Below are 18201 nucleotides of genomic sequence, written 5' to 3'. Positions count from 1 at the left end.
ATTAGTGCTTGTGCTGATCGGTGTACGGCATCAGCGCGAGGAAACGTGCGCGCTTGATGGCCGTGTCCAGCTGGCGCTGATAGATCGCGCGCGTGCCGGTCAGGCGGGCCGGGGTGATCTTGCCGTTCTCGCCGATGAAGTCCTTGAGCGTGTCCAGATCCTTGTAGTCGATCTGCTCGACGCCGGCCACGGTGAAGCGGCAGAACTTCTTGCGCTTGAACAACGGGTTTTGCTGCTGGAAGCGCTTCTTGTTCTTCGCGTCGCGCTGCTTCTTGTTCATGAATGCCATGATTCAATCCTTTACGAATACGTTACATCCGGAGATGTGAAAGACCAGTGCCTTACTGCTGCGGTGCTTGCGAGCCAGGAATCCCACGCAATCCAGGACGGTGCCCGGAGCGATGCGATCTAGAACGGAAGCCATCTTGCCGGCTGCCAGTGCCTCCATCGAGAACTCGATCTGCCGCACTGTCTGCGCTTCTACCGCCTGCCCGCTGTATGCCAGCAGACAATTGACGATCGGCACGCCGGCTGGGGTGTATCGCATCACCTCGCGCTCGACCAGAGTGGCGACGAGCTGCAGGCGGTTGATGGCGTTGTCCCCGAGGGTTTCGTTCATGCTGGTGATGCGCGATCAGGCTTGCGCAGCACCGCGCGGCATTAGGCGGCCTGTTCGGTCTGGGCGGCGGCCTTCTTGGCCTCTTCGCGTGCGACTTCCTTCATCATCGGCGACGGCGCCGTTTCAGCCTTTTTGGTCTGAACGATGAGGTGACGCAGCACGGCGTCGTTGAACTTGAAGGCGTGCTCGAGCTCAGCCAGGGTTTCCTTGCCGCACTCGATGTTCAGGCACACGTAGTGAGCCTTCGCGAGCTTCTGGATCATGTAGGCCAGTTGACGACGGCCCCAGTCCTCGACGCGGTGCACTTGGCCGCCTTGCGAGGTGACCGTGCTCTTGTAGCGCTCGATCATCGCGGGCACTTGCTCGCTCTGGTCCGGATGGACGATGAATACGATTTCGTAATGACGCATTGACGCTCCTTGTGGATTAAGCCGCCCGGGCGTCACACTCCGGTGCAGCAAGGTTGGTTAGCCTGCCATTATACGCAGGCTTTGGCGATTTTTTCAATATCGATCAATGACTTGCTGCAGGGAGGCAACTTCTGCCTGGGCGCGACCCGATGACAGAAGCAACGTAAGCAGCACACGGGCCTTATACGGATTGAGCGAGCCGCTTGCCGCCCAGCGTTCCGCACCCGGCTGCGCGGGCACCACGCCGGCACCGGTGCGCGTGGAGCGCAGCACGAACACGCCCTGCTGACTCGCGCGGTTCAGCGCCGCTTCAAGATTGGCGTGGATGGAGCCGGCGCCCGTTGCGGCAATCACCAGCCCCTTCACCCCGGCAGCAACCAACGCATCGACGACACGCGCATCCGGCTGCGCATAGCTCGCCAGCACTTCAACCCACGGCCATTGGCCCGCTGGCGGCATCGGCAAGACATCTTCCGCAGCCACACGTTGCGCTGCCCGCTGGAACTGCACCTGAGCGTCGAGCACGAAACCGACCGGCCCTGCATCCGGCGAAATAAACGCCTCGACCGCGTAAGTGTGACCCTTCTGGACATCGCGGGCGGCATGCACGCGCTGGTTGAGCGCCACCAGCACCCCACGCCCGCGCGCAGACGGACTGGCCGCGAGCCGTACCGCGTTCAGCAGATTCAACGGGCCATCCGCCGACAGCGACGTTGACGGCCGCATCGCCGCCGTCAGGACGATCGGCGTATCGGTCTGCTGCGTAAGGTGCAGCAGCATCGCGGTTTCTTCCAGCGTGTCAGTGCCGTGCGTGATGACCACACCGTCCACACGCTCGACGTCGATCCAGTGACGGATGCGCGCAACCAGCCTTTCCCATACGTCAAACGTCAGGTCCTTGCTGTCGATCTGGGCGACCTGTTCAGCGCGCACGTTGGCGAGGCGCTCCAGACCAAGCTTGCTGGCCGCGAGCAGTTGATCGATGGGGACGGCGCCAGCGCGATAGCGTGCGGCGGAGCCAGCGTCGTCAGCAGAGCCGGCGATCGTGCCGCCGGTGGCGAGGATGGCGATGGTAGGCAAGGACATCGTTGCAGACATGCGTGGTGGGCAAGGCGCGCATTGTATCCGCCCGCATCGCCTTTGCCGACGCGGGATTGCCCGGGGCGCCGGCAAAAACAAAACGCCGGCACCCAGGCCGGCGTTTGCAACAGAAGCCGTATCGATTATTTCTCGACGAAGGCGCGCTCGATCACGTAGTCACCCGCTTCGCCCATGCGCGGCGAGATCTTGAAACCGCGGGCGTCGAGCAGCTTGCAGGTGTCTTCCAGCATGGCCGGGCTGCCACAGATCATGGCGCGGTCGACTGCCGGATCCATCGGGGGCAGGCCGATATCGACAGACAGCTTGCCGCTGTCGACGAGGTCCGTCAGGCGGCCCATGTTGCGGAACGGCTCGCGCGTAACCGTGGGGTAATAGATCAGCTTTTCGCGCACCTGATCGCCAAAGAACTCGTTGTTCGGCAATTCCCGGGTGATGAAGTCGGCATAAGCCAACTCGCTCACTTGGCGCACGCCGTGCAGCAGCACGACCTTCTCGAAGCGCTCATAGGTGTCCGGGTCCTGAATGATGCTCATGAACGGCGCGAGGCCGGTGCCGGTGCCGAACAAATACAGGTTCTTACCGGGTAGCAGGTCATCCAGTACGAGCGTGCCGACCGGCTTCTTGCTCACCAGCAGCTTGTCGCCCACCTTCAGATGCTGCAGTCGCGACGTCAGGGGGCCGTTCTGCACCTTGATGCTGAAGAACTCGAGGTGCTCTTCGTAGTTCGGGCTCGCGATGCTGTAGGCGCGCATCAGCGGCTTGCCTTCGACCTCCAGCCCGATCATGACGAAGTGGCCGTTGTGGAAGCGCAGCGCCTGGTCGCGCGTGGTCTTGAAGCTGAACAGCGAGTCATTCCAGTGATGGACGCTCAGAACGGTCTCTTGATTGAAGGCGGACATGGTGACATTCGGGCCAACCCAATGAAGCTCAATCGGGCTATGTGGCAATGCAAAAATCGGTCAAGGTCTTGATTTTATGCGATTCGCCGCGGCCGCGCCTGCATGGATTGCGCATAAGCTTCTAACCAGTCGCATGGGTTTTGACGCCGGTCATAAGGACTGGGCGCCTGCGCAACAGGTCACAACAAAATCACTTGCGCTTCCTGCGTCACTGTATAAAATCACAGCACCTGTTCAAATATACAGTACGCCGATGGCCACCCTCACCCCCCGCCAGCAGCAGATTTATGACCTCATCCGCCAGACGATCCAGCGCACGGGCTTTCCGCCCACGCGCGCCGAGATTGCCGCGGAGTTTGGCTTCTCGTCGCCCAATGCGGCTGAGGAACACCTCCGCGCGCTGGCACGCAAGGGCGTGATCGAACTGACGCCGGGCGCCTCACGTGGCATTCGGCTGCGGGCGGCAGGCGAGACGGCGCAGCATCAGTTCTCGCTGCCGTCGATGGGGCTGATGCAATTGACTCTTCCGCTGGTGGGCCGTGTGGCCGCCGGTAGTCCGATCCTGGCTGCGGAGCACATTGATCGCCAGTATCAGGTTGATCCATCGCTGTTTTCTGCGCAGCCCGATTTTCTGCTGAAGGTGCGTGGTATGAGCATGCGCGACGCCGGCATTCTCGATGGCGATCTGCTGGCCGTGCAGCGCGCCAGTGAAGCCACCAACGGCAAGATCGTCGTGGCTCGACTGGGCGACGACGTCACGGTCAAGCGCTTCCAGCGCAAGGGCCGCCATGTCGAACTGATTGCCGAGAATCCCGATTTCGAACCGATCCACGTTGATCTGGATCGTGATGAGTTTCACCTGGAGGGCTTGGCCGTCGGTCTGATCCGGCCTGCTGCTCCGTAAGTCCCCGGCGCATCTCAGCGCCAAACCTTCGCTGTTTGATTCCACCTGGAGGTGAGCCAGCGGCTCGCCAGGGCGGAGTCTTGCCGCTCGCTTTTCCACCCGAACTCACGAGGTCTGCCATGCGACTCGGATCGATGTCTTCCCACCGCCGCCCGGTACAGCCGGTGCCCTTCCGCCAAACCCAGGGCGTGCGCATCTACCAGGGGGAGCAGCGCCGTACGATGGTCGGCAGCATGGCCGCCATCTGCCGCATGCTGGACGCGATCCCGGTGGCCTCGCGTACCGCTGGCGCCGAAAGCTGCTGAGGAAAAGAAGGACGAGCAAGGGCCGCAAACCTCGTTGCGGCGCCCGATCAGGGCATACCCCAATGCTGCCGCCGCAACTGATTTCATACACTTGCCGTGCCCTGAGGACAGGGCTTTCTTCAACTGATTTTCGGCCCGCCGCTTGAGCGGGCTGTTTTTTCTGTTCGCACGTTGCTGGAACGGCACATTTAACGATGTTCCGTCGGTGACACAGACGTTTACCCCGATGTTGTTTGGCGTACGTGACAGTAGTATTGCGAATGCCCTCAGGGGCAATGAGATCGCTGAATTCGAAGCCCGCACATTGCGGGCTTTTTTTTGCGCCGCGACCGGCAGGCGAGCCGCTAAACACTCCCGGCTTTCTCGACGACGAGAATCCTTGCCTCGCCGCGCGGGTGCGCCACATGCTCGCAGCCGACCCCGGCGAAGAAGATATCGCCGGGTTCCAGCGTCGCGACTTTCTCCTCGCCGGCTTCGCGGTAATGCATGTCGACCGTGCCGTCGAGCACCACGAACACCTCCTCGCCGTCGTTGACGTGCCAGCGGTATGGCTGGTCTGTCCAGTGCAGGCGCGTGGTGATGCCGCCCATATTGGCAATATCGAGCGCGCCCCAGGCACGCTCGGCAGTGAACGATTTGGCGCGGATGATGTTCATGGCGATCGTGGGTCGGTGTCGGTTATTGCATCGACTGCAGATTGCCAATGCGCACGAGCATCTCGGTGAACATCTGCATATCGAGGTCGAGGTCCGGTACTTCCTTGTACTCGTTGGCGTTGTGCGCGGTGTACTTCTTGCCAGGCATCGCAGGGCCGAAATTAATGGCGTTTGGCATCAGCTTGGCCGTCGTGCTGCCGGCCGTCGGAACGGGCTTGGCATCGAGGCCCGTGGTGTCACCAAAAATGTTGAGCAGCGTCGACAGCCACGCGCCCTTCGGATCGCGCGCCATCCAGTTGCCCTGGTCGTGGTTGATTTCAAGGGCGACATGGTTGGCGTTGGCCCATGCGTTGATCTTGCCGGCGATCTCGCCGCGCAGCGCGTCGGGCGTTTTGCCGCGCGGCATGCGCACGTTGGCGGTCACCTCCACGCGGCCATTCTTGTCGCCGATCACCGTAGGCGAAATGGTGAGCGGCCCCATGAAGTCGTCCTTGTAGGCGACGCCCATGGTACTGCCGAGGTAGTCGGTGCCGTAAAGTTCGGTGAGGTAGCGCACGGCATGGGCGTAGGCGTTGTCCGCCAGACCGAGATCGGCTGCACGTAGGAACAGCGCGAGGCGCGGCAGCGGGTTGACGCCCTCTTCCGGACGCGAGCCGTGTGCAGACGTGCCGGTGACCTTCACGACGATGCTGTCAGCCGTGCGTGCGATGTCGATCGAGAACTTGCCCTGCGCAGCCAAGCTGTTCACAAACGCATCGCGCTTGGCTTCGAGCGCGGCGGCGGCCACGCCCAGATCACCGCCCTTGAGCGTGGCGGTGGCCGTTTGTGGGATCGAGCTGGCCGACGCCGCGCCCGTCATCGAAACGATGGCCGTATGCGAAGCATCGCCAGCTTGCGCAGGGAAGAACACCTTCAATGCGCCCGAGCCTTTCTCTGCAACCACGGCCGGGTACTTGCTGTCGAGCACGATGTTGTACGCGGGCAATTGCGTGTGCTCACGGTAATACTTCATGCCGTCGCCACCGGTTTCTTCGGTGGTTTCGATCATCAGGCGGATTGTGCGGGCGAGCGGCACGCCGCTGTCCTTGACCGTTTTCATGGCGTACATCGCAGCGGCAATCGAGCCCTTGTCGTCAATCGTGCCACGGCCGTACAGCAGATTGCCGACGCGCGTGACCTTGAACGGATCGAGCTTGGTGCCGTCGCCGAGCACCCACTCCTCGGCCTTGGCGGGTACGACGTCGGCGTGCGTCAGGATGCCGAACTCGTCCGAGCCGGTGCCGGGCAGCGTAACTTCAAAGACGCGGTTGTCGACGTTGCGGTATTTCAAGCCGAAATCTCGCGCCATGCCCTCGATCAGCTTGCCAAACGCGACGATGGCGGGGTTTTCGTACTGCGGAATCTTGTCGTCGCGCACCGTGGGCAGCGCGACCATCTTTTCGATCGAACCAATCACGGCCTGCTGGTTGTGCAGGCGGTTGTACAGACCCAGCAGGCGCCCGATGTTGACGAGGTCATCGCCGGCCACCGGAGCCTTCTTCTGGTACGCGGCGATACTGCCCGCGACTTGCGGATCGGCCTTCGCGGCTTCCGCAAGAAAGCTGTTCAGATCGGCCGCTGCCTTCGATTGTTCGGCGGCGAGCAGCGCGTCGAGTTGCGGTTTCTGAATCGTGGCGGCAAAGGCGCCGGTGCCGCAAGCCAGCGACAGTGCGATCGTCAGCGAAGACAGGCCAATACGGGCAGTGCGTTGCATCGAAGTGGTTTCCGAAAAAGGCGAAGGCGCCATCATAGGGGCGAAGCGCAAGCCACGCATTGTGCAGCGCGAAAACGCTAAGGCACGCCCGCTGCGCGGTATGCTTGGAGCTTTCCCAGGAGGCTTGCCGCATGGAACCGTCTCTGGACACCGCCCCCGGTCTGTTGAGCGTGCTGGAAGAACTGCGCCGGCGCGAACCCATTTTCCATCGCCCGGAATTCGGCACGCGCCGCGAAGACTTCGAGCGTATGACCACGGAAGACTTCTGGGAAACCGGAGCCTCGGGTCAGCGTTACAGCCGTAGCTATGTGCTCGGTGTTCTCGATGCGCGCCACGGCCACATCGGCGAGGATTTTTGGCAAACGCGGGACTTCCGCTGCCAGGAGATTGCGCCGGATAACTACTTGCTGACCTACACGCTGGTGCAGTCGAACCGGACGACGCGCCGGGCGACGCTGTGGCGACGGACGCCGGATGGCTGGAAGATTGTGTACCACCAGGGAACCATCGTGGCGGAGGGCCGTTGAACTCCGTTGCGAAACCCTCTAGGCAAGGCGAAAGAATGTTTGTATAATCGCTGTTTCCTTGAACGGCGACACGCTGGTCAGGTAACAACGGTGGCTGTAGCTCAGTTGGTAGAGTCCCAGATTGTGATTCTGGTTGTCGTGGGTTCGAATCCCATCAGTCACCCCAAGTTTCAAGAAAAAGCCCGCATTCGCGGGCTTTTTTGCATTCAGCGATCGGGGCAACGCCCCTTTCCCCGCATCAAACCGCTACCGCCTCCTCATTCGATTCTTCGCCACGCCGCAGGTGGGCACGCGCCTCGTCGAACAGTGCATGGGCGTCGGCCAGCATCTTGACGCGGCTCAGCGCCTTGGAGTCCGACAGCACGCGCCGCCAGCCGCGCGCGCCCGCCACACCGCGATACAGCCCCAGCATGTGCCGCACCGCCGCACCTGCGTAGCCGCCACGCTCTACCCAGCGGCCGACGTAGCCGATCATCGCGTCTTCCACCTCGGCGCGCGTGGGGGCCTCGGTGCCTGCGCCGTAGTAGCGCGCATCGAACGCTGCCATCAGATGCGGATGGTGATACGCCTCACGGCCGATCATGACGCCATCAACGTGCGCCAGGTGCGCGTCGATCTGCTCGAGCGTCTGCACCCCACCGTTGAGCAAAATCTCCAGATGCGGGAAATCGCGCTTGAGTTGGTAGACGACTTCGTAGCGCAGCGGCGGAATCTCGCGGTTTTCCTTTGGGCTCAGGCCTTTCAGGATGGCATTGCGCGCGTGCACGATGAACGTCTCGCAACCTGCCTCGGCGATGGTGCCGACGAAATCGCGCACGAAATCGTAGGTCTCGATCGCGTCGATGCCGATACGGTGCTTGACCGTGACCGGAATCGACACCGCATCGCGCATCGCCTTGACGCCCTGGGCGACGAGCTTCGGTTCGGCCATGAGGCACGCGCCGAACGCACCGCGCTGCACGCGCTCCGACGGGCAGCCGCAGTTGAGGTTGATTTCCTTGTAGCCCCACTGCTGTCCGAGGCGCGCGGCCTGGGCCAGATCGTCCGGTTCACTGCCGCCGAGCTGGAGAGCCACGGGATGCTCGAACTCGTCAAAATCGAGGTGGCGGGGGACGTCGCCGTGCAGCAGCGCGCCCGTGGTCACCATTTCGGTGTAGAGCCACGTGTGGCGCGAGATCTGGCGATGGAAGAACCGGCAATGTCGGTCAGTCCAGTCCATCATCGGAGCCACGCTCAGCCGCCTAGGCGTTGATTTCATTGGAATACGGTTTGAATTCAAGCGCTTACACCCTACTGTTTTCTGCGCGATTTCATGTGATTTGTGGCGGTTTCCGCTCATTTTTTCGGCCCGATGCTACGGCGTGGCACCGAGGAAAAATGGGCTCGATCAGCGAGCGAAAACGCAGGGACGGGAGTATAGGGTACACGGCCCAAATCCGCCGGAAGGAAGGCGGCGTTGTCGTACATACAGAGACCAAGACGTTCGACCGTGCGCCGGCTGCGCAGGCCTGGCTCGTGAAGCGCGAAAAGGAGCTCGACCAGCCAGGCGCCCTGAAGACCGCCAAGCAGGAAGATCCGCTGCTCTCGGAGGTCATCGATCGGTACATCTGCGAATCTGTCCAGCCGCTCAGGCGCACCAAACAATTTACAAGGACCGGTTGGCGGCACCTGAGATCACCACCGAAGTAAATAACGCGGTCAAGCTATGGCTCGCACGCGGGTAGTTGTTTGCGCTTGGCTTGTCGCCGTCACCGCTCATTTTTTGACGTACACGCTGTCTGCCCAGTCCGAACCCGCCCAGTGGTACGCCTCACTCCCGAGCTACCGAGCGGCGATCTTCGGACTTACACGTTTGCCGCTGTGGCTGGCTGGCCTGTGCGTACTACTGGCATTGGCGAGCTGGATCCGCCGGCAGCGGTGATCGGTCATCCCCCGCCCCCCCCCTCTCTGCCGACTAAGAGTGCACTGCGCGGGATGGGCAATTGATCTATCATCCAACCCCCCCTTCCCCGTCACGTGAGCGAAGTTAGCTCGCGTCGATCCCTACTGGCGCTGTACTGCACTTCGAGTGAAGTCAACGTCGCACAAGCCTGCTTGGCAGGAGTGTGCAGTATTCAACGACCACGCCCCGACCAGGCGTGAAGCCGTTGCCCAAAATCCTTTACTCGTTTTGCCAAGATGATTCAGATCCATAGCGCAAGCCAACCATCGGCACCCAACAGGCGCTGCTCCGGATGCAACTCCAATGATGGCACCTCTATCGAGATGGCCTTCGCATTTCAGCCGATCGTGGATCTGCGCACGGGCGACGCTTACGCACACGAAGCGCTGGTACGCGGACCCAACGGAGAGCCTGCCGCATCGGTGCTGACGCAAGTGGACGAAGCAAGCCGTTACCGGTTTGACCAACGGTGCCGCACCACCGCAATTGAGCAGGCGGCCGGGATCGGAATGGACACCTTCCTATCCATCAATTTCATGCCGAACGCGGTGTATCAGCCTGCCGCATGTATCCGCACGACGTTTGAGGCGGCCGAAAAATTCGGCTTTCCCATCAATCGGATCATCTTCGAAACCATCGAAGGCGAAGACATCATCAACCGCCCCCACCTCCTCGAAATCTTTCGGGCGTATCAGTCGTTCGGCTTCCAAACCGCGATTGATGACTTCGGTGCCGGCCACTCGGGGCTCACCCTACTCGCCGATTTCCAGCCGGACCTGATCAAGTTGGATATGGCACTTATCCGAGGAATCGATTCAGATCTGGTGCGTCAACGCATTGTTTGCGGCGTGCTCAGCATCTGCAACGACCTCGGGATCCGGGTCATTGCCGAAGGCGTTGAAACGGCGTCGGAACGCGACTTCCTGGCTGCCGCGGGTATCACGCTCATGCAAGGCTATCTGTTCGCAAAGCCTGCGTTCAGAGCAATGCCACCGATATCAAACAGTCGCTGAGCGTCACACGGACTTTAGCCGGACCGGCCGCGGGCACACCGGCTATCCAGCTTCGGGCCGATCCGTCCGAGCTGGCGGACGGCTGATTCCCATCAACCCCGTTCGATTGGACAACCGAGCCCGGTAACCTATGAGCACACCACTGCTAAAACTATTCGAGGCGGCCATCACGCAGGCATGGAATGCCATCGTGATCACCGATGCCGACATCGCTGTCGGTTGCCGAGTGCAATTTGCCAATCCAGCGTTCACAGCCATGACGGGCTATTCTCTGGACGAGCTACGCGGCCACTCCCTTAGGATTCTTCAAGGTCCTGACACCGATCCGGCGTTGATTGATGAACTTCGCATTTGCCTGGAAGAGGCGCGACTCTTCGAGGGCACCGCAACGAACTATCGAAAGGACGGCTCAAGCTACACCGTCCGCTGGAGCATTTCGCCAGTTCGCGACGACAGCGGGTCGGTCACCAATTTTGTCTCGGTGCAACAGGATATTTCCGACTACGAACAGGCAGAGCAGACAAACAGACTGCTCGCACGCGCGCTTGATGCAACAAGTGACCCGGTCATGCTGACGGATGCAAAAGCTCGGATCATCTTCGCAAATGCTGCCTTCGCCAAATCAACGGGCTACACGGTCGACGAAATCCAAGGCAGCACGCCCGCCATGTTCAAGTCAGGCAAACATGACGAGGCTTTTTATGCGGCGATGCGCCGCTCGCTTGCCAGCGGACAAAACTTTCGCGCCACCTTCATCAATCGGCGCCGTGACGGCTCGCTCTACCATGCAGAACAAAGCATCTCGCCGATATTCGGCGAGAAAGGGCGTATAAGCCACTACGTTAGTGTGAGCAAAGACATTACCAAACGCGTAGAGCGGGAACGGGCACTGTTACGTGCAGCCACCAAAGACAAGCTCACCGGCCTGCACAATCGTCACCATGGCGAGCAGCTCCTTGCGGAGCGGTACAGGACCGCCAGGACGCTGCAGCGCCCTCTTACCCTCGCCATGTGCGACATCGACCACTTCAAGAGGATCAATGACGAGTTCGGTCATCCCACCGGAGACCGCGTACTGGCCGAGGTGGCCGACATGCTCCGGCAAGCGGTCCGCAGTCGCGACGCTGTCATTCGTTGGGGTGGAGAAGAATTCATGATCGTGCTCAACGAATGCTCACAGACGGATGCCGTCGACCTGGCCAAGCGCATTCTCGATCGCGTCAACGCTTATGAAGATGAGGAAATCCCCACGCTGACCCTTTCGCTCGGGCTCGCGACGCTGGCTCCCAACGAGGCGATCGATGAGCTCATCGCACGTGCTGACTCGGCTCTTTACGAAGCGAAACGCACCGGGCGTAACCGGCTATCAATCGCGACTTGATTGTCCCCATCGCAAGCCGAAGAGCACCGCGACAACGAAACCGTCACGCGGCTCCTCTGGGAGATCCGCGCGCTCCACAACGTCGGCTACCACGCCTGGCGCCTAGAAGCCGAACAGTATTTCGTCTATCCCGACAATCCGCTCGGCGCCGCGCTTTTGGTCCTGCGGGCAGTACTGCAACAAGAGAGCTGGCTGTCAGAGATGATCGTCAAGATCGGAGGCAAGCGCGATCCTGGCGACGGCTGGTAAGCCGCCACGCGGCGTATGATCAGACACCCACCGCCAGGGAGTGCCCATGTGCTACTCCGCTCAGATCGAAGCCGACTATCGACGGTTCGTACATGAGTACGGCGCCATCATGTCACTCGACGACTTCACGCGGATGGTGATGGAGTACTTCGCCAACCCGAAGATGCGCGTGCCGCGGGCAATGACCGCGCACTTCCTCGAATCGCCCGAGACGGACGAAGAAAAGAAAATCGCCGAGGTCATCCGCGCGCGCATGGCCGCAGACGAGATCGCGCTGCTGCAGGAGCTGGCCAAGCAGACCGAACGGCTGGAGAAAGCCCAGCAGTCCCTTGCCGCCAAGGCCACCAAGAAAGCCGCTGATGACATCCGCATCGCCACCAACAAGATCGAAGCGGCAAAGGGCAAACTCGAAGAACTCAAGAGCACCGAGCTCAAGCCGCGCGACTCGCGCATCTACCCTGGCTGGTACGCGCCCGTGATGGTCATGGAGAACGGCCGGCGCGTCGTCAAACCGATGCGGTATCAGTGCCGCCCCGCCGGCAAACCTGCCTTCTACGACGAGCAATATCCCGGCACCTACAACGCCCGCCGCGACAATCTGCGCGGCTTCTGGAAAGGCCAGTACGGCCACACGCACGGCCTGATCCTGGTCGACGCGTTCTATGAATACGTTGCGCAGCCAGACGGCACAAACGCCATCCTCGAATTCCGCCCCGACCCGCCGCAGACGCTGCTCGTCGCCTGCGTGTGGTCACACTGGCGCGCGACCAGGCCCGGCGAGAAGGATCTGCTGTCGTTCGCCATCATCACCGACGATCCGCCGCCGGAGATTGCCGAGGCCGGGCACGACCGCTGCCCGATTCCAATCAAGCCGGAGAACATTGATGCGTGGCTGAACCCGGAAGCGCGCGGCCTCGATGCGGTAGACGCGATTCTTGAGGACAAGCTGTTGCCGTTCTACACGCATCGGCAAGCACCTTTGTGAGTGTTCTCACAACGCTTGGCTTCGCTCCTCGATGGCCATAGAAAACCACCGCTCGGCGATTGCACGGCCCTCGCGCATGCCCGCCGAAATTGCAGCGTCAAAGGAATCAAAGTCAGCGGATGTATGGTGGAACCGCTGCATCTGCGGATATGCCGTGCCTCCCTTCTTCGGAGCGCAGACAAATCCAGTGTATGCGTACCTGAATTGGGTGCCCCGGCCCAGCACAGCAAGAACATGAACGGAGCAGCCTTTGAACTCCTGAATTGACCAACCTTGCATGACGTTCCCCGCACGCTATCCCCTTGCGGGCATTTTGTGCATGGGCGGCTCACAAATCAACAACGAAGCGGTTAATCCACATCTGTGACAATTTCATGTCCATGTGAGATTTTCCGTTCCTACCTGCACGGCACTATCGAGTAGACGTGATAGAGGCCGCCGCTGCGTAACGCCGGGCAAAGAAAAAAGCGCAGGCAAGCTGCGCTAGAAGACGATGCGGGAGACGTGGAGAGAGAGTGCGAGATTGCATCGTCACGGGCAAGCCTACAGGTCGTGACCCGAGCGCTCCATAGAGTGATATTACTAATATTGAATTCTGTTGTTAATTAAAACAGAACCCCTCTCTGTCATCGTGCCGTCATTTCATGCGAGGGACTCTGGCCCATCTCAACATCCGCTTTCAAAGCTCACACAGCTGCCTCTAAGACATGCCCTTGCGATCCCAAGGCGGGTCATCCCCGAACGTCTCGACGAGGTAGTCGACAAACCGACGCACCTTCAACGGAATGCGTCGCGTACTGGGGTAGACCGCGTGAATCGTCAGCTCCGCGGGGCGATAGGCTGGCAGCAGCTCCACGAGCTCGCCGCGCCGGATGTGCCCGCCGAACACGAAGGTCGGGCCGTACGCGATACCGGCTCCCGCAACAGCGGCAGCGAGCAGCATCTGTGTGTTGTTGGCCGCCATCCGGCAAGGTCCGTCGATGACGTGCGCGCGATTCTCGTGGTCGCGCAATGTCCAATCTCCGGCCGACACGGCCTCGCTGAACACCAGTCGTTGCGCGCTCAGCAATTCTTCCGGCCTGCGGGGCGTTCCGTGGCGCTCGAGATAGGCGGGCGAGGCACACACGACCATTCGGCAGGGGGCGAGCCTGCGCGTCGCAAGCCCAGGCGCCCCCAACCGTCCGATCCGGATCGCCACGTCAACGCCCGCATCGATGAGATCGACATAGCGGTCACCCAGCTGCGCCTCCACAGTGACGTTCGGGTGGTCCTCCATGTAGCGCGCCACGACCTCACCCAGGTGCATCGCGCCGAACGTGACGGGCGCCGCGATGCGCAACACACCGCGGGCCGCGCCTTGGGAATCGCTCGCTTCCCGCCTCGCTTCATCGAAGGCTTCGAGAATCCGCTTGCAGCGTTCGTAGTAGGTCTGGCCTGTATCGGTCAGGCTCAAGCGCCGTGTGGTGCGGTGGAGCAGCCGCGCATTCAGATCGGCCTCGATGGCACTCACGTGCTTGCCGGCCATCGCTGCCGACAGTCCAAAGCGGCGCGCCGCCGCGGCCAGACTGCCCTCCTCCACAGCGGCGACGAATACGCCGAGGCTTGTAAGCCGGTCCATGTTGCCCTCCGATTCGATAACAGCATTATCGGCTGAATAGTCGGATCGACAGATTATCAAACGAGAAAATCGAATCTACGATGCGTGCATCAACGAACGGACAGGGGCACAAACATGGTGATCGATTCGAACGGCACGCACATTCACGTCAAACAGCGGGGCAACGGCGAGCTGGCCCTGGTGTTCCTGCACTACTACGGTGGCTCGGCGCGAACATGGGATGCGGTAGCAGACGAACTGGCTGACCGGTACAGGATCGTTGCAACCGATCACCGCGGCTGGGGCGACTCCGAGGCGCCCGCCGACCACTACGGCATTGCTGATCTCGCCGCCGACGCCGAAGGCGTTATCGAAGCCCTAGGTCTACGCCGCTATGTTCTGATCGGTCATTCGATGGGGGGAAAGGTTGCCCAACTGATGGCATCGCGCCGGCCGAACGGCCTGGAAGGTCTCGTACTGGTCGCGCCGTCGCCGCCGTCGCCGATGCTGCTTTCCGACGCCCAGCGGGCGACATTGACGGGCGCCTATCAAACGCGCGAGTCAGTGGAATTCGTGATCGATCACGTGTTGACCGCGAAACCGCTCAGCGCCGCTTACCGCGAGCAAGTCATCGAAGACAGTCTGAGGGGCGCGCCGCAGGCAAAATCGGCTTGGCCCGAGCTGGCCATGCGCGAAGACATTACTGCGGCAACAACGTCTATCGACGCACCGACAATCGTCATCTCTGGCGAGCTCGACCAGGTCGATCGCATCGCAACACTCCAGGCAGAACTGTTGCCGCGCATTCCGCATGCGGCGATGCACGTCCTGCCCGGAACGGGACACTTGTCGCCGCTGGAAGCCCCGGCTGAGGTGGCGCGGATCATTGGGCAATTTGTCGCGGCGATCGAAAACAAGTCGGTCGCATGCCGCTCGCCCGATGAGGTTCCGGCCGCTTTCGATGCCGCGTTGAACGCCGGCGATCTCGATGCCGTGCTCGGCTTGTTCAGCAATCAAGCCACGATGCGGATGACGAATGGCGAGGTGGTGCAGGAAAGCCCCGGCGGTTTGCGCGCCGGCCTGGCGCAGTTGCTGCCACTACGCCCGCGTATCCGTAACGAAGTGCGCCGCGTCTTGACGAGCGGCGACATAGCCCTCGTCCTGCTCGACTGGACCCTGAACGTGACGCTACCGGACGGCCGCGATCACGAAGAGCGCGGGACCGCGACGCAAGTGATGGAAAAGGGCCGCGACGGTGGGTGGAGGCTGCGCATCTCCAACCCGGCCGGGTTGAACTGAAGGGCGTCGGAGGGGGTGGCGCGCGGAGAATCCGGGCGCGATCAGCAGGCGCGGCTGCAGATTGAAGCGGGATTTGGCATCGAGCATCGACTGCAGACCGGTGCGTAGCCCGGCATGACGCCACCGATGATGCCGGAAGTAAGCACGTTGGCGTCATCCGTCTTCGCCACACCCATCCCTACGATGACAGCCGAGGTACGGGCATAGATGGCGTTGATGGTTCGGGGGATGGCGCTGTTCTGGCCGAAGGCCTGCGCGGCCTCGCGCGGGTTGGTGATCTGCACCGGCACATCGGGCTGGGCGAGATCCGCGCCGGGGGTGTAGGTGTCTACCAGGCCGATCATGGACGACGAGGGCACGGCAATTGGCCGTGGACCGCTATCGATGATCGTGGTGGTGATGCCGTGGAAGAATGAAGATGCCATGCGGCTCCTCGACGGGAAGAAGAAAAAAAACGCCCCGCGCGGTGGCGGGGCTTGCTTGCTGCGGGGTGTGGCGCTGGGGGCGTCCAGGCGCTGTCTTCAGTGCTAGTCGACGCTGATGTTTAACGTCACAGGGCCATTTGCCGGCACAGTGACCTCTTTGGTCCGATAGACCTTCCCATCGCTGTAGATCGTCGCGGTGTATGTTTTGGCAGGCACTTCCTGCTCCTTGCCGAACTCCGTATATCCGTTGTGCCCCCACCGCGCCTTGTCGATTGTGACGGCCGGCGTTTTCAGATTCTCTTTATCCCCTACCAGATTGACGATGACTTTTGTCATGATGGCTCCACGGTTGATGAGCGTTGAATGGGTCGTCATGCGCGCATGTGCGTGACATGCGCGCCGATGACTCTTGCTACGGTAGGGAGCGCAGCGTCGGTTTCCTATGGGGCTTGCGTCATGTGTCCGTGGTCTGGGTCTTGGTGTTTTGGTCGTTGGAAGGCGCCGGATCCGACAGCGCATCCGGGATGTCCGGCCAAGTGAAATTGGCGGGGAAGCGCGGTTGCTCCGGCACCTCGCGAAGCGCCTGTCGGTATTGGCCGACCTGCTGGGCTTTGGGGGCATCACCGGAGTCCATGGCCTTGGAGAACAACGCGTCTGCTGCCATAAGGCGACGATCGCGCTCCTCGCGGGCGCACTGGCCCAGCACGTGCGGCCGTGCTGCTTCGAGCTGCTTGCCGGTGTCGCGGCACATGTTCTGGCCAACCCGGAAATCGACGCCGTGAACAAGATTGGGGGACTTCTGCGGCACGCAGAAAATCAGTTCGTCATGTGTGATCACAAGGCTGATCCTCATGGGCGCAAGCGACAAGCGGCGCGGGTTCGGCGAGGGGCGTTCAGCGGTCACAGCAAGTCAACGGTTCAAAATCCAGGCGCGCAGTTGCCTGGTTCTAGTCCGACAGCCCCAGCAGCGGATGCTGCTCACGGCGCCAAGGCGAAACAAAGAAGGCGGCCACTTCATCGTCACGCACGGCGTCGATGCTGGCGTGCTTCCACTTGGGCGCATGATCCTTGTCGACCGCGAGGGCGCGAATGCCTTCGATACCGTCGCCTTCGGCAAACACGTGCGTCATCATGTCCAGCTCGCGGCGCAGCTCATCGGCCAACGTGGTGCGGCGGCCGCGGCGGATCAACTCCAGCGTCACCGCCATCATCAACGGCGAGCGCTTGACCATGTGCGCGGCGGTCTGCGCGGCCCATTCGGCATCCGTGCTGCCAGCCAGATCGGCCAAGATGCCTTGCACGCTGCTCTGGCTGAAGCAGGCATCGATGGCCTCGCGGTGAGGCGCGATGATGGCCTTGGCATCATCGGGCGCCGATGCGGCTTCGGTAAAGCAGGCGGTGATCTGCTCGGCGCTGCCCCAGGTGCCGTCGCGCAGGCGCTGAACGATAGCCGCCTGCGCCTCCGTGGTGACGTGGCAATCGGCAAGGCCGACCGACAACGCATCGGCCGCTTCAATCATCTGGCCGGTCACGCCCAGGTATTCGCCCACATGACCCGGCACGCGCGCCAGGAACCACCCGCCGCCCACGTCCGGAAACAGGCCGATGTTGGTTTCGGGCATGGCCATCTTCGTGCGTTCGGTCACCACGCGCAGCGATGCGCCTTGCGAGATGCCCATGCCACCGCCCATGACGACGCCGTCCATCAGCGCAATGTAGGGCTTGGCGTAGCTGAAGATGAGGTGGTTGAGGCGGTATTCCTCCGTGAAAAAGGTGATGAGTTGCGGGTCGCCGGCCGTCGCGGCGCGGTGGAAGAAGCGGATGTCGCCGCCTGCGCACAGGGCTTTGCCGCCCTCGCCACGCAGGATGACAGCGTGGACTTCCGGATCGTGCTGCCACGCCAGCAGCGCATGCGACATCGCGCGAATCATCTCCAGCGACAGCGCGTTCAGCGCCTGCGGCCGGTTCAACGTCAGCCAGCCGATGCCGCCGCGTACTTCGGCGATCACGTTGGGTTGAACTTCAGCCTGGGGAGCGGGGGAAGCGGTGGATTGCATGTCTCGAATGTTGTTGTGGGAATAACGGCTCGCACTGTACACGACAGCATATTGAAGCGAGGAATGGCTCTAGCCTGCC

Annotated in this window: 21 protein-coding genes, 1 tRNA gene and 1 pseudogene; 10 read left to right on the top strand and 13 right to left on the bottom strand. The window is 61.7% G+C overall.

Annotation, left to right across the window (positions count from 1 at the left end; all coding sequences use genetic code 11):
• Position 1: 1 nt before the first annotated feature.
• The 5 genes from rpsR to RP6297_RS05770 form a co-directional block, all read right to left on the bottom strand.
• Complete coding sequence (gene rpsR / locus RP6297_RS05790; RefSeq protein WP_037022304.1) at positions 2-280, bottom strand: 30S ribosomal protein S18; 279 nt, start codon at positions 278-280, stop codon at positions 2-4.
• 12 nt (positions 281-292) lie between these two features.
• Positions 293-619 carry a primosomal replication protein N gene (priB, locus tag RP6297_RS05785; protein ID WP_004626487.1) on the bottom strand — a complete coding sequence of 109 codons (327 nt, stop codon included), beginning with the start codon at positions 617-619 and terminating at the stop codon, positions 293-295.
• A gap of 41 nt (positions 620-660) precedes the next feature.
• Entirely contained in the window at positions 661-1029 is a 369-nt protein-coding gene (gene rpsF, locus RP6297_RS05780; RefSeq protein ID WP_003265889.1) for a 30S ribosomal protein S6, read from the bottom strand.
• A 93-nt stretch (positions 1030-1122) separates the two neighbouring features.
• Positions 1123-2115: an asparaginase gene (locus tag RP6297_RS05775; RefSeq protein ID WP_009238328.1), complete on the bottom strand. Its 993-nt coding sequence runs from the start codon at positions 2113-2115 to the stop codon at positions 1123-1125.
• Positions 2116-2252: 137 nt separating this feature from the next.
• Positions 2253-3029, bottom strand: coding sequence for a ferredoxin--NADP reductase (locus RP6297_RS05770; RefSeq protein ID WP_004626480.1), 777 nt, complete (start codon positions 3027-3029; stop codon positions 2253-2255).
• Positions 3030-3282: 253 nt separating this feature from the next.
• Here RP6297_RS05770 and lexA point away from each other — a divergent pair, with 253 nt between their 5' ends.
• Together lexA and RP6297_RS05760 are read left to right on the top strand one after the other, a co-directional pair.
• The gene (gene lexA, locus RP6297_RS05765; protein WP_009238329.1) at positions 3283-3933 is read left to right on the top strand and encodes a transcriptional repressor LexA; all 651 of its coding nucleotides are present in this window, start codon (positions 3283-3285) and stop codon (positions 3931-3933) included.
• A gap of 119 nt (positions 3934-4052) precedes the next feature.
• Entirely contained in the window at positions 4053-4238 is a 186-nt protein-coding gene (locus tag RP6297_RS05760; protein WP_009238330.1) for a hypothetical protein, read from the top strand.
• Positions 4239-4582: 344 nt separating this feature from the next.
• Here RP6297_RS05760 and RP6297_RS05755 read toward each other — a convergent pair whose 3' ends face one another.
• Together RP6297_RS05755 and RP6297_RS05750 are read right to left on the bottom strand one after the other, a co-directional pair.
• Complete coding sequence (locus tag RP6297_RS05755) at positions 4583-4894, bottom strand: cupin domain-containing protein (RefSeq protein WP_009238331.1); 312 nt, start codon at positions 4892-4894, stop codon at positions 4583-4585.
• 22 nt (positions 4895-4916) lie between these two features.
• Positions 4917-6647 carry a dipeptidase gene (locus RP6297_RS05750; protein WP_009238332.1) on the bottom strand — a complete coding sequence of 577 codons (1731 nt, stop codon included), beginning with the start codon at positions 6645-6647 and terminating at the stop codon, positions 4917-4919.
• 131 nt (positions 6648-6778) lie between these two features.
• Between RP6297_RS05750 and RP6297_RS05745 the strand changes: the two genes are divergently transcribed.
• Together RP6297_RS05745 and RP6297_RS05740 are read left to right on the top strand one after the other, a co-directional pair.
• Positions 6779-7174: a nuclear transport factor 2 family protein gene (locus tag RP6297_RS05745; protein WP_009238333.1), complete on the top strand. Its 396-nt coding sequence runs from the start codon at positions 6779-6781 to the stop codon at positions 7172-7174.
• 90 nt (positions 7175-7264) lie between these two features.
• Positions 7265-7340, top strand: a tRNA-His gene (locus RP6297_RS05740).
• A gap of 72 nt (positions 7341-7412) precedes the next feature.
• Here RP6297_RS05740 and dusA read toward each other — a convergent pair.
• Complete coding sequence (dusA, locus tag RP6297_RS05735) at positions 7413-8396, bottom strand: tRNA dihydrouridine(20/20a) synthase DusA (RefSeq protein WP_009238334.1); 984 nt, start codon at positions 8394-8396, stop codon at positions 7413-7415.
• A 155-nt stretch (positions 8397-8551) separates the two neighbouring features.
• On the opposite strand from dusA, the gene RP6297_RS05730 reads away from it, so the two are divergent.
• The 5 genes from RP6297_RS05730 to RP6297_RS05710 all read left to right on the top strand — a co-directional run bounded on the left by RP6297_RS05730 (position 8552) and on the right by RP6297_RS05710 (position 12744).
• Complete coding sequence (locus tag RP6297_RS05730) at positions 8552-8863, top strand: hypothetical protein (RefSeq protein WP_009238335.1); 312 nt, start codon at positions 8552-8554, stop codon at positions 8861-8863.
• Between the two features lie 489 nt (positions 8864-9352).
• Positions 9353-10129 (top strand): EAL domain-containing protein, encoded by a 777-nt coding sequence (locus RP6297_RS05725; protein ID WP_009277539.1) that lies wholly within the window; start codon positions 9353-9355, stop codon positions 10127-10129.
• Between the two features lie 130 nt (positions 10130-10259).
• Complete coding sequence (locus tag RP6297_RS05720) at positions 10260-11510, top strand: sensor domain-containing diguanylate cyclase (protein ID WP_009238337.1); 1251 nt, start codon at positions 10260-10262, stop codon at positions 11508-11510.
• Positions 11511-11759 carry a hypothetical protein gene (locus tag RP6297_RS05715; RefSeq protein WP_009238338.1) on the top strand — a complete coding sequence of 83 codons (249 nt, stop codon included), beginning with the start codon at positions 11511-11513 and terminating at the stop codon, positions 11757-11759.
• Positions 11760-11805: 46 nt separating this feature from the next.
• The gene (locus tag RP6297_RS05710; protein WP_009238339.1) at positions 11806-12744 is read left to right on the top strand and encodes an SOS response-associated peptidase family protein; all 939 of its coding nucleotides are present in this window, start codon (positions 11806-11808) and stop codon (positions 12742-12744) included.
• Positions 12745-13444: 700 nt separating this feature from the next.
• On the opposite strand, the gene RP6297_RS05705 is transcribed toward RP6297_RS05710, so the two are convergent.
• Positions 13445-14362 carry a LysR family transcriptional regulator gene (locus RP6297_RS05705; protein ID WP_009238340.1) on the bottom strand — a complete coding sequence of 306 codons (918 nt, stop codon included), beginning with the start codon at positions 14360-14362 and terminating at the stop codon, positions 13445-13447.
• Between the two features lie 114 nt (positions 14363-14476).
• On the opposite strand from RP6297_RS05705, the gene RP6297_RS05700 reads away from it, so the two are divergent.
• Positions 14477-15640, top strand: a complete 1164-nt coding sequence (locus RP6297_RS05700; protein WP_009238341.1) for an alpha/beta fold hydrolase — start codon at positions 14477-14479, stop codon at positions 15638-15640.
• A gap of 18 nt (positions 15641-15658) precedes the next feature.
• On the opposite strand, the pseudogene RP6297_RS05695 reads toward RP6297_RS05700, so the two are convergent.
• From RP6297_RS05695 to RP6297_RS05680, 4 genes and pseudogenes are all read right to left on the bottom strand, one after another.
• Positions 15659-16065 (bottom strand): annotated as a pseudogene (locus RP6297_RS05695) (phage tail sheath family protein); the annotation flags it as partial.
• A gap of 102 nt (positions 16066-16167) precedes the next feature.
• Positions 16168-16401, bottom strand: coding sequence for a hypothetical protein (locus RP6297_RS05690; protein ID WP_009238343.1), 234 nt, complete (start codon positions 16399-16401; stop codon positions 16168-16170).
• Between the two features lie 118 nt (positions 16402-16519).
• Entirely contained in the window at positions 16520-16918 is a 399-nt protein-coding gene (locus RP6297_RS05685) for a phage tail assembly chaperone (protein ID WP_009238344.1), read from the bottom strand.
• Positions 16919-17012: 94 nt separating this feature from the next.
• Positions 17013-18122, bottom strand: a complete 1110-nt coding sequence (locus RP6297_RS05680; protein ID WP_009238345.1) for an enoyl-CoA hydratase/isomerase family protein — start codon at positions 18120-18122, stop codon at positions 17013-17015.
• Positions 18123-18201 lie beyond the last annotated feature (79 nt).

It is taken from the genome of Ralstonia pickettii, assembly GCF_016466415.2.
GTDB lineage: Bacteria > Pseudomonadota > Gammaproteobacteria > Burkholderiales > Burkholderiaceae > Ralstonia > Ralstonia pickettii.
The sequence above is the reverse complement of the archived record's forward strand: the minus strand, read 5'-3'. Positions and strand labels throughout refer to the sequence as shown.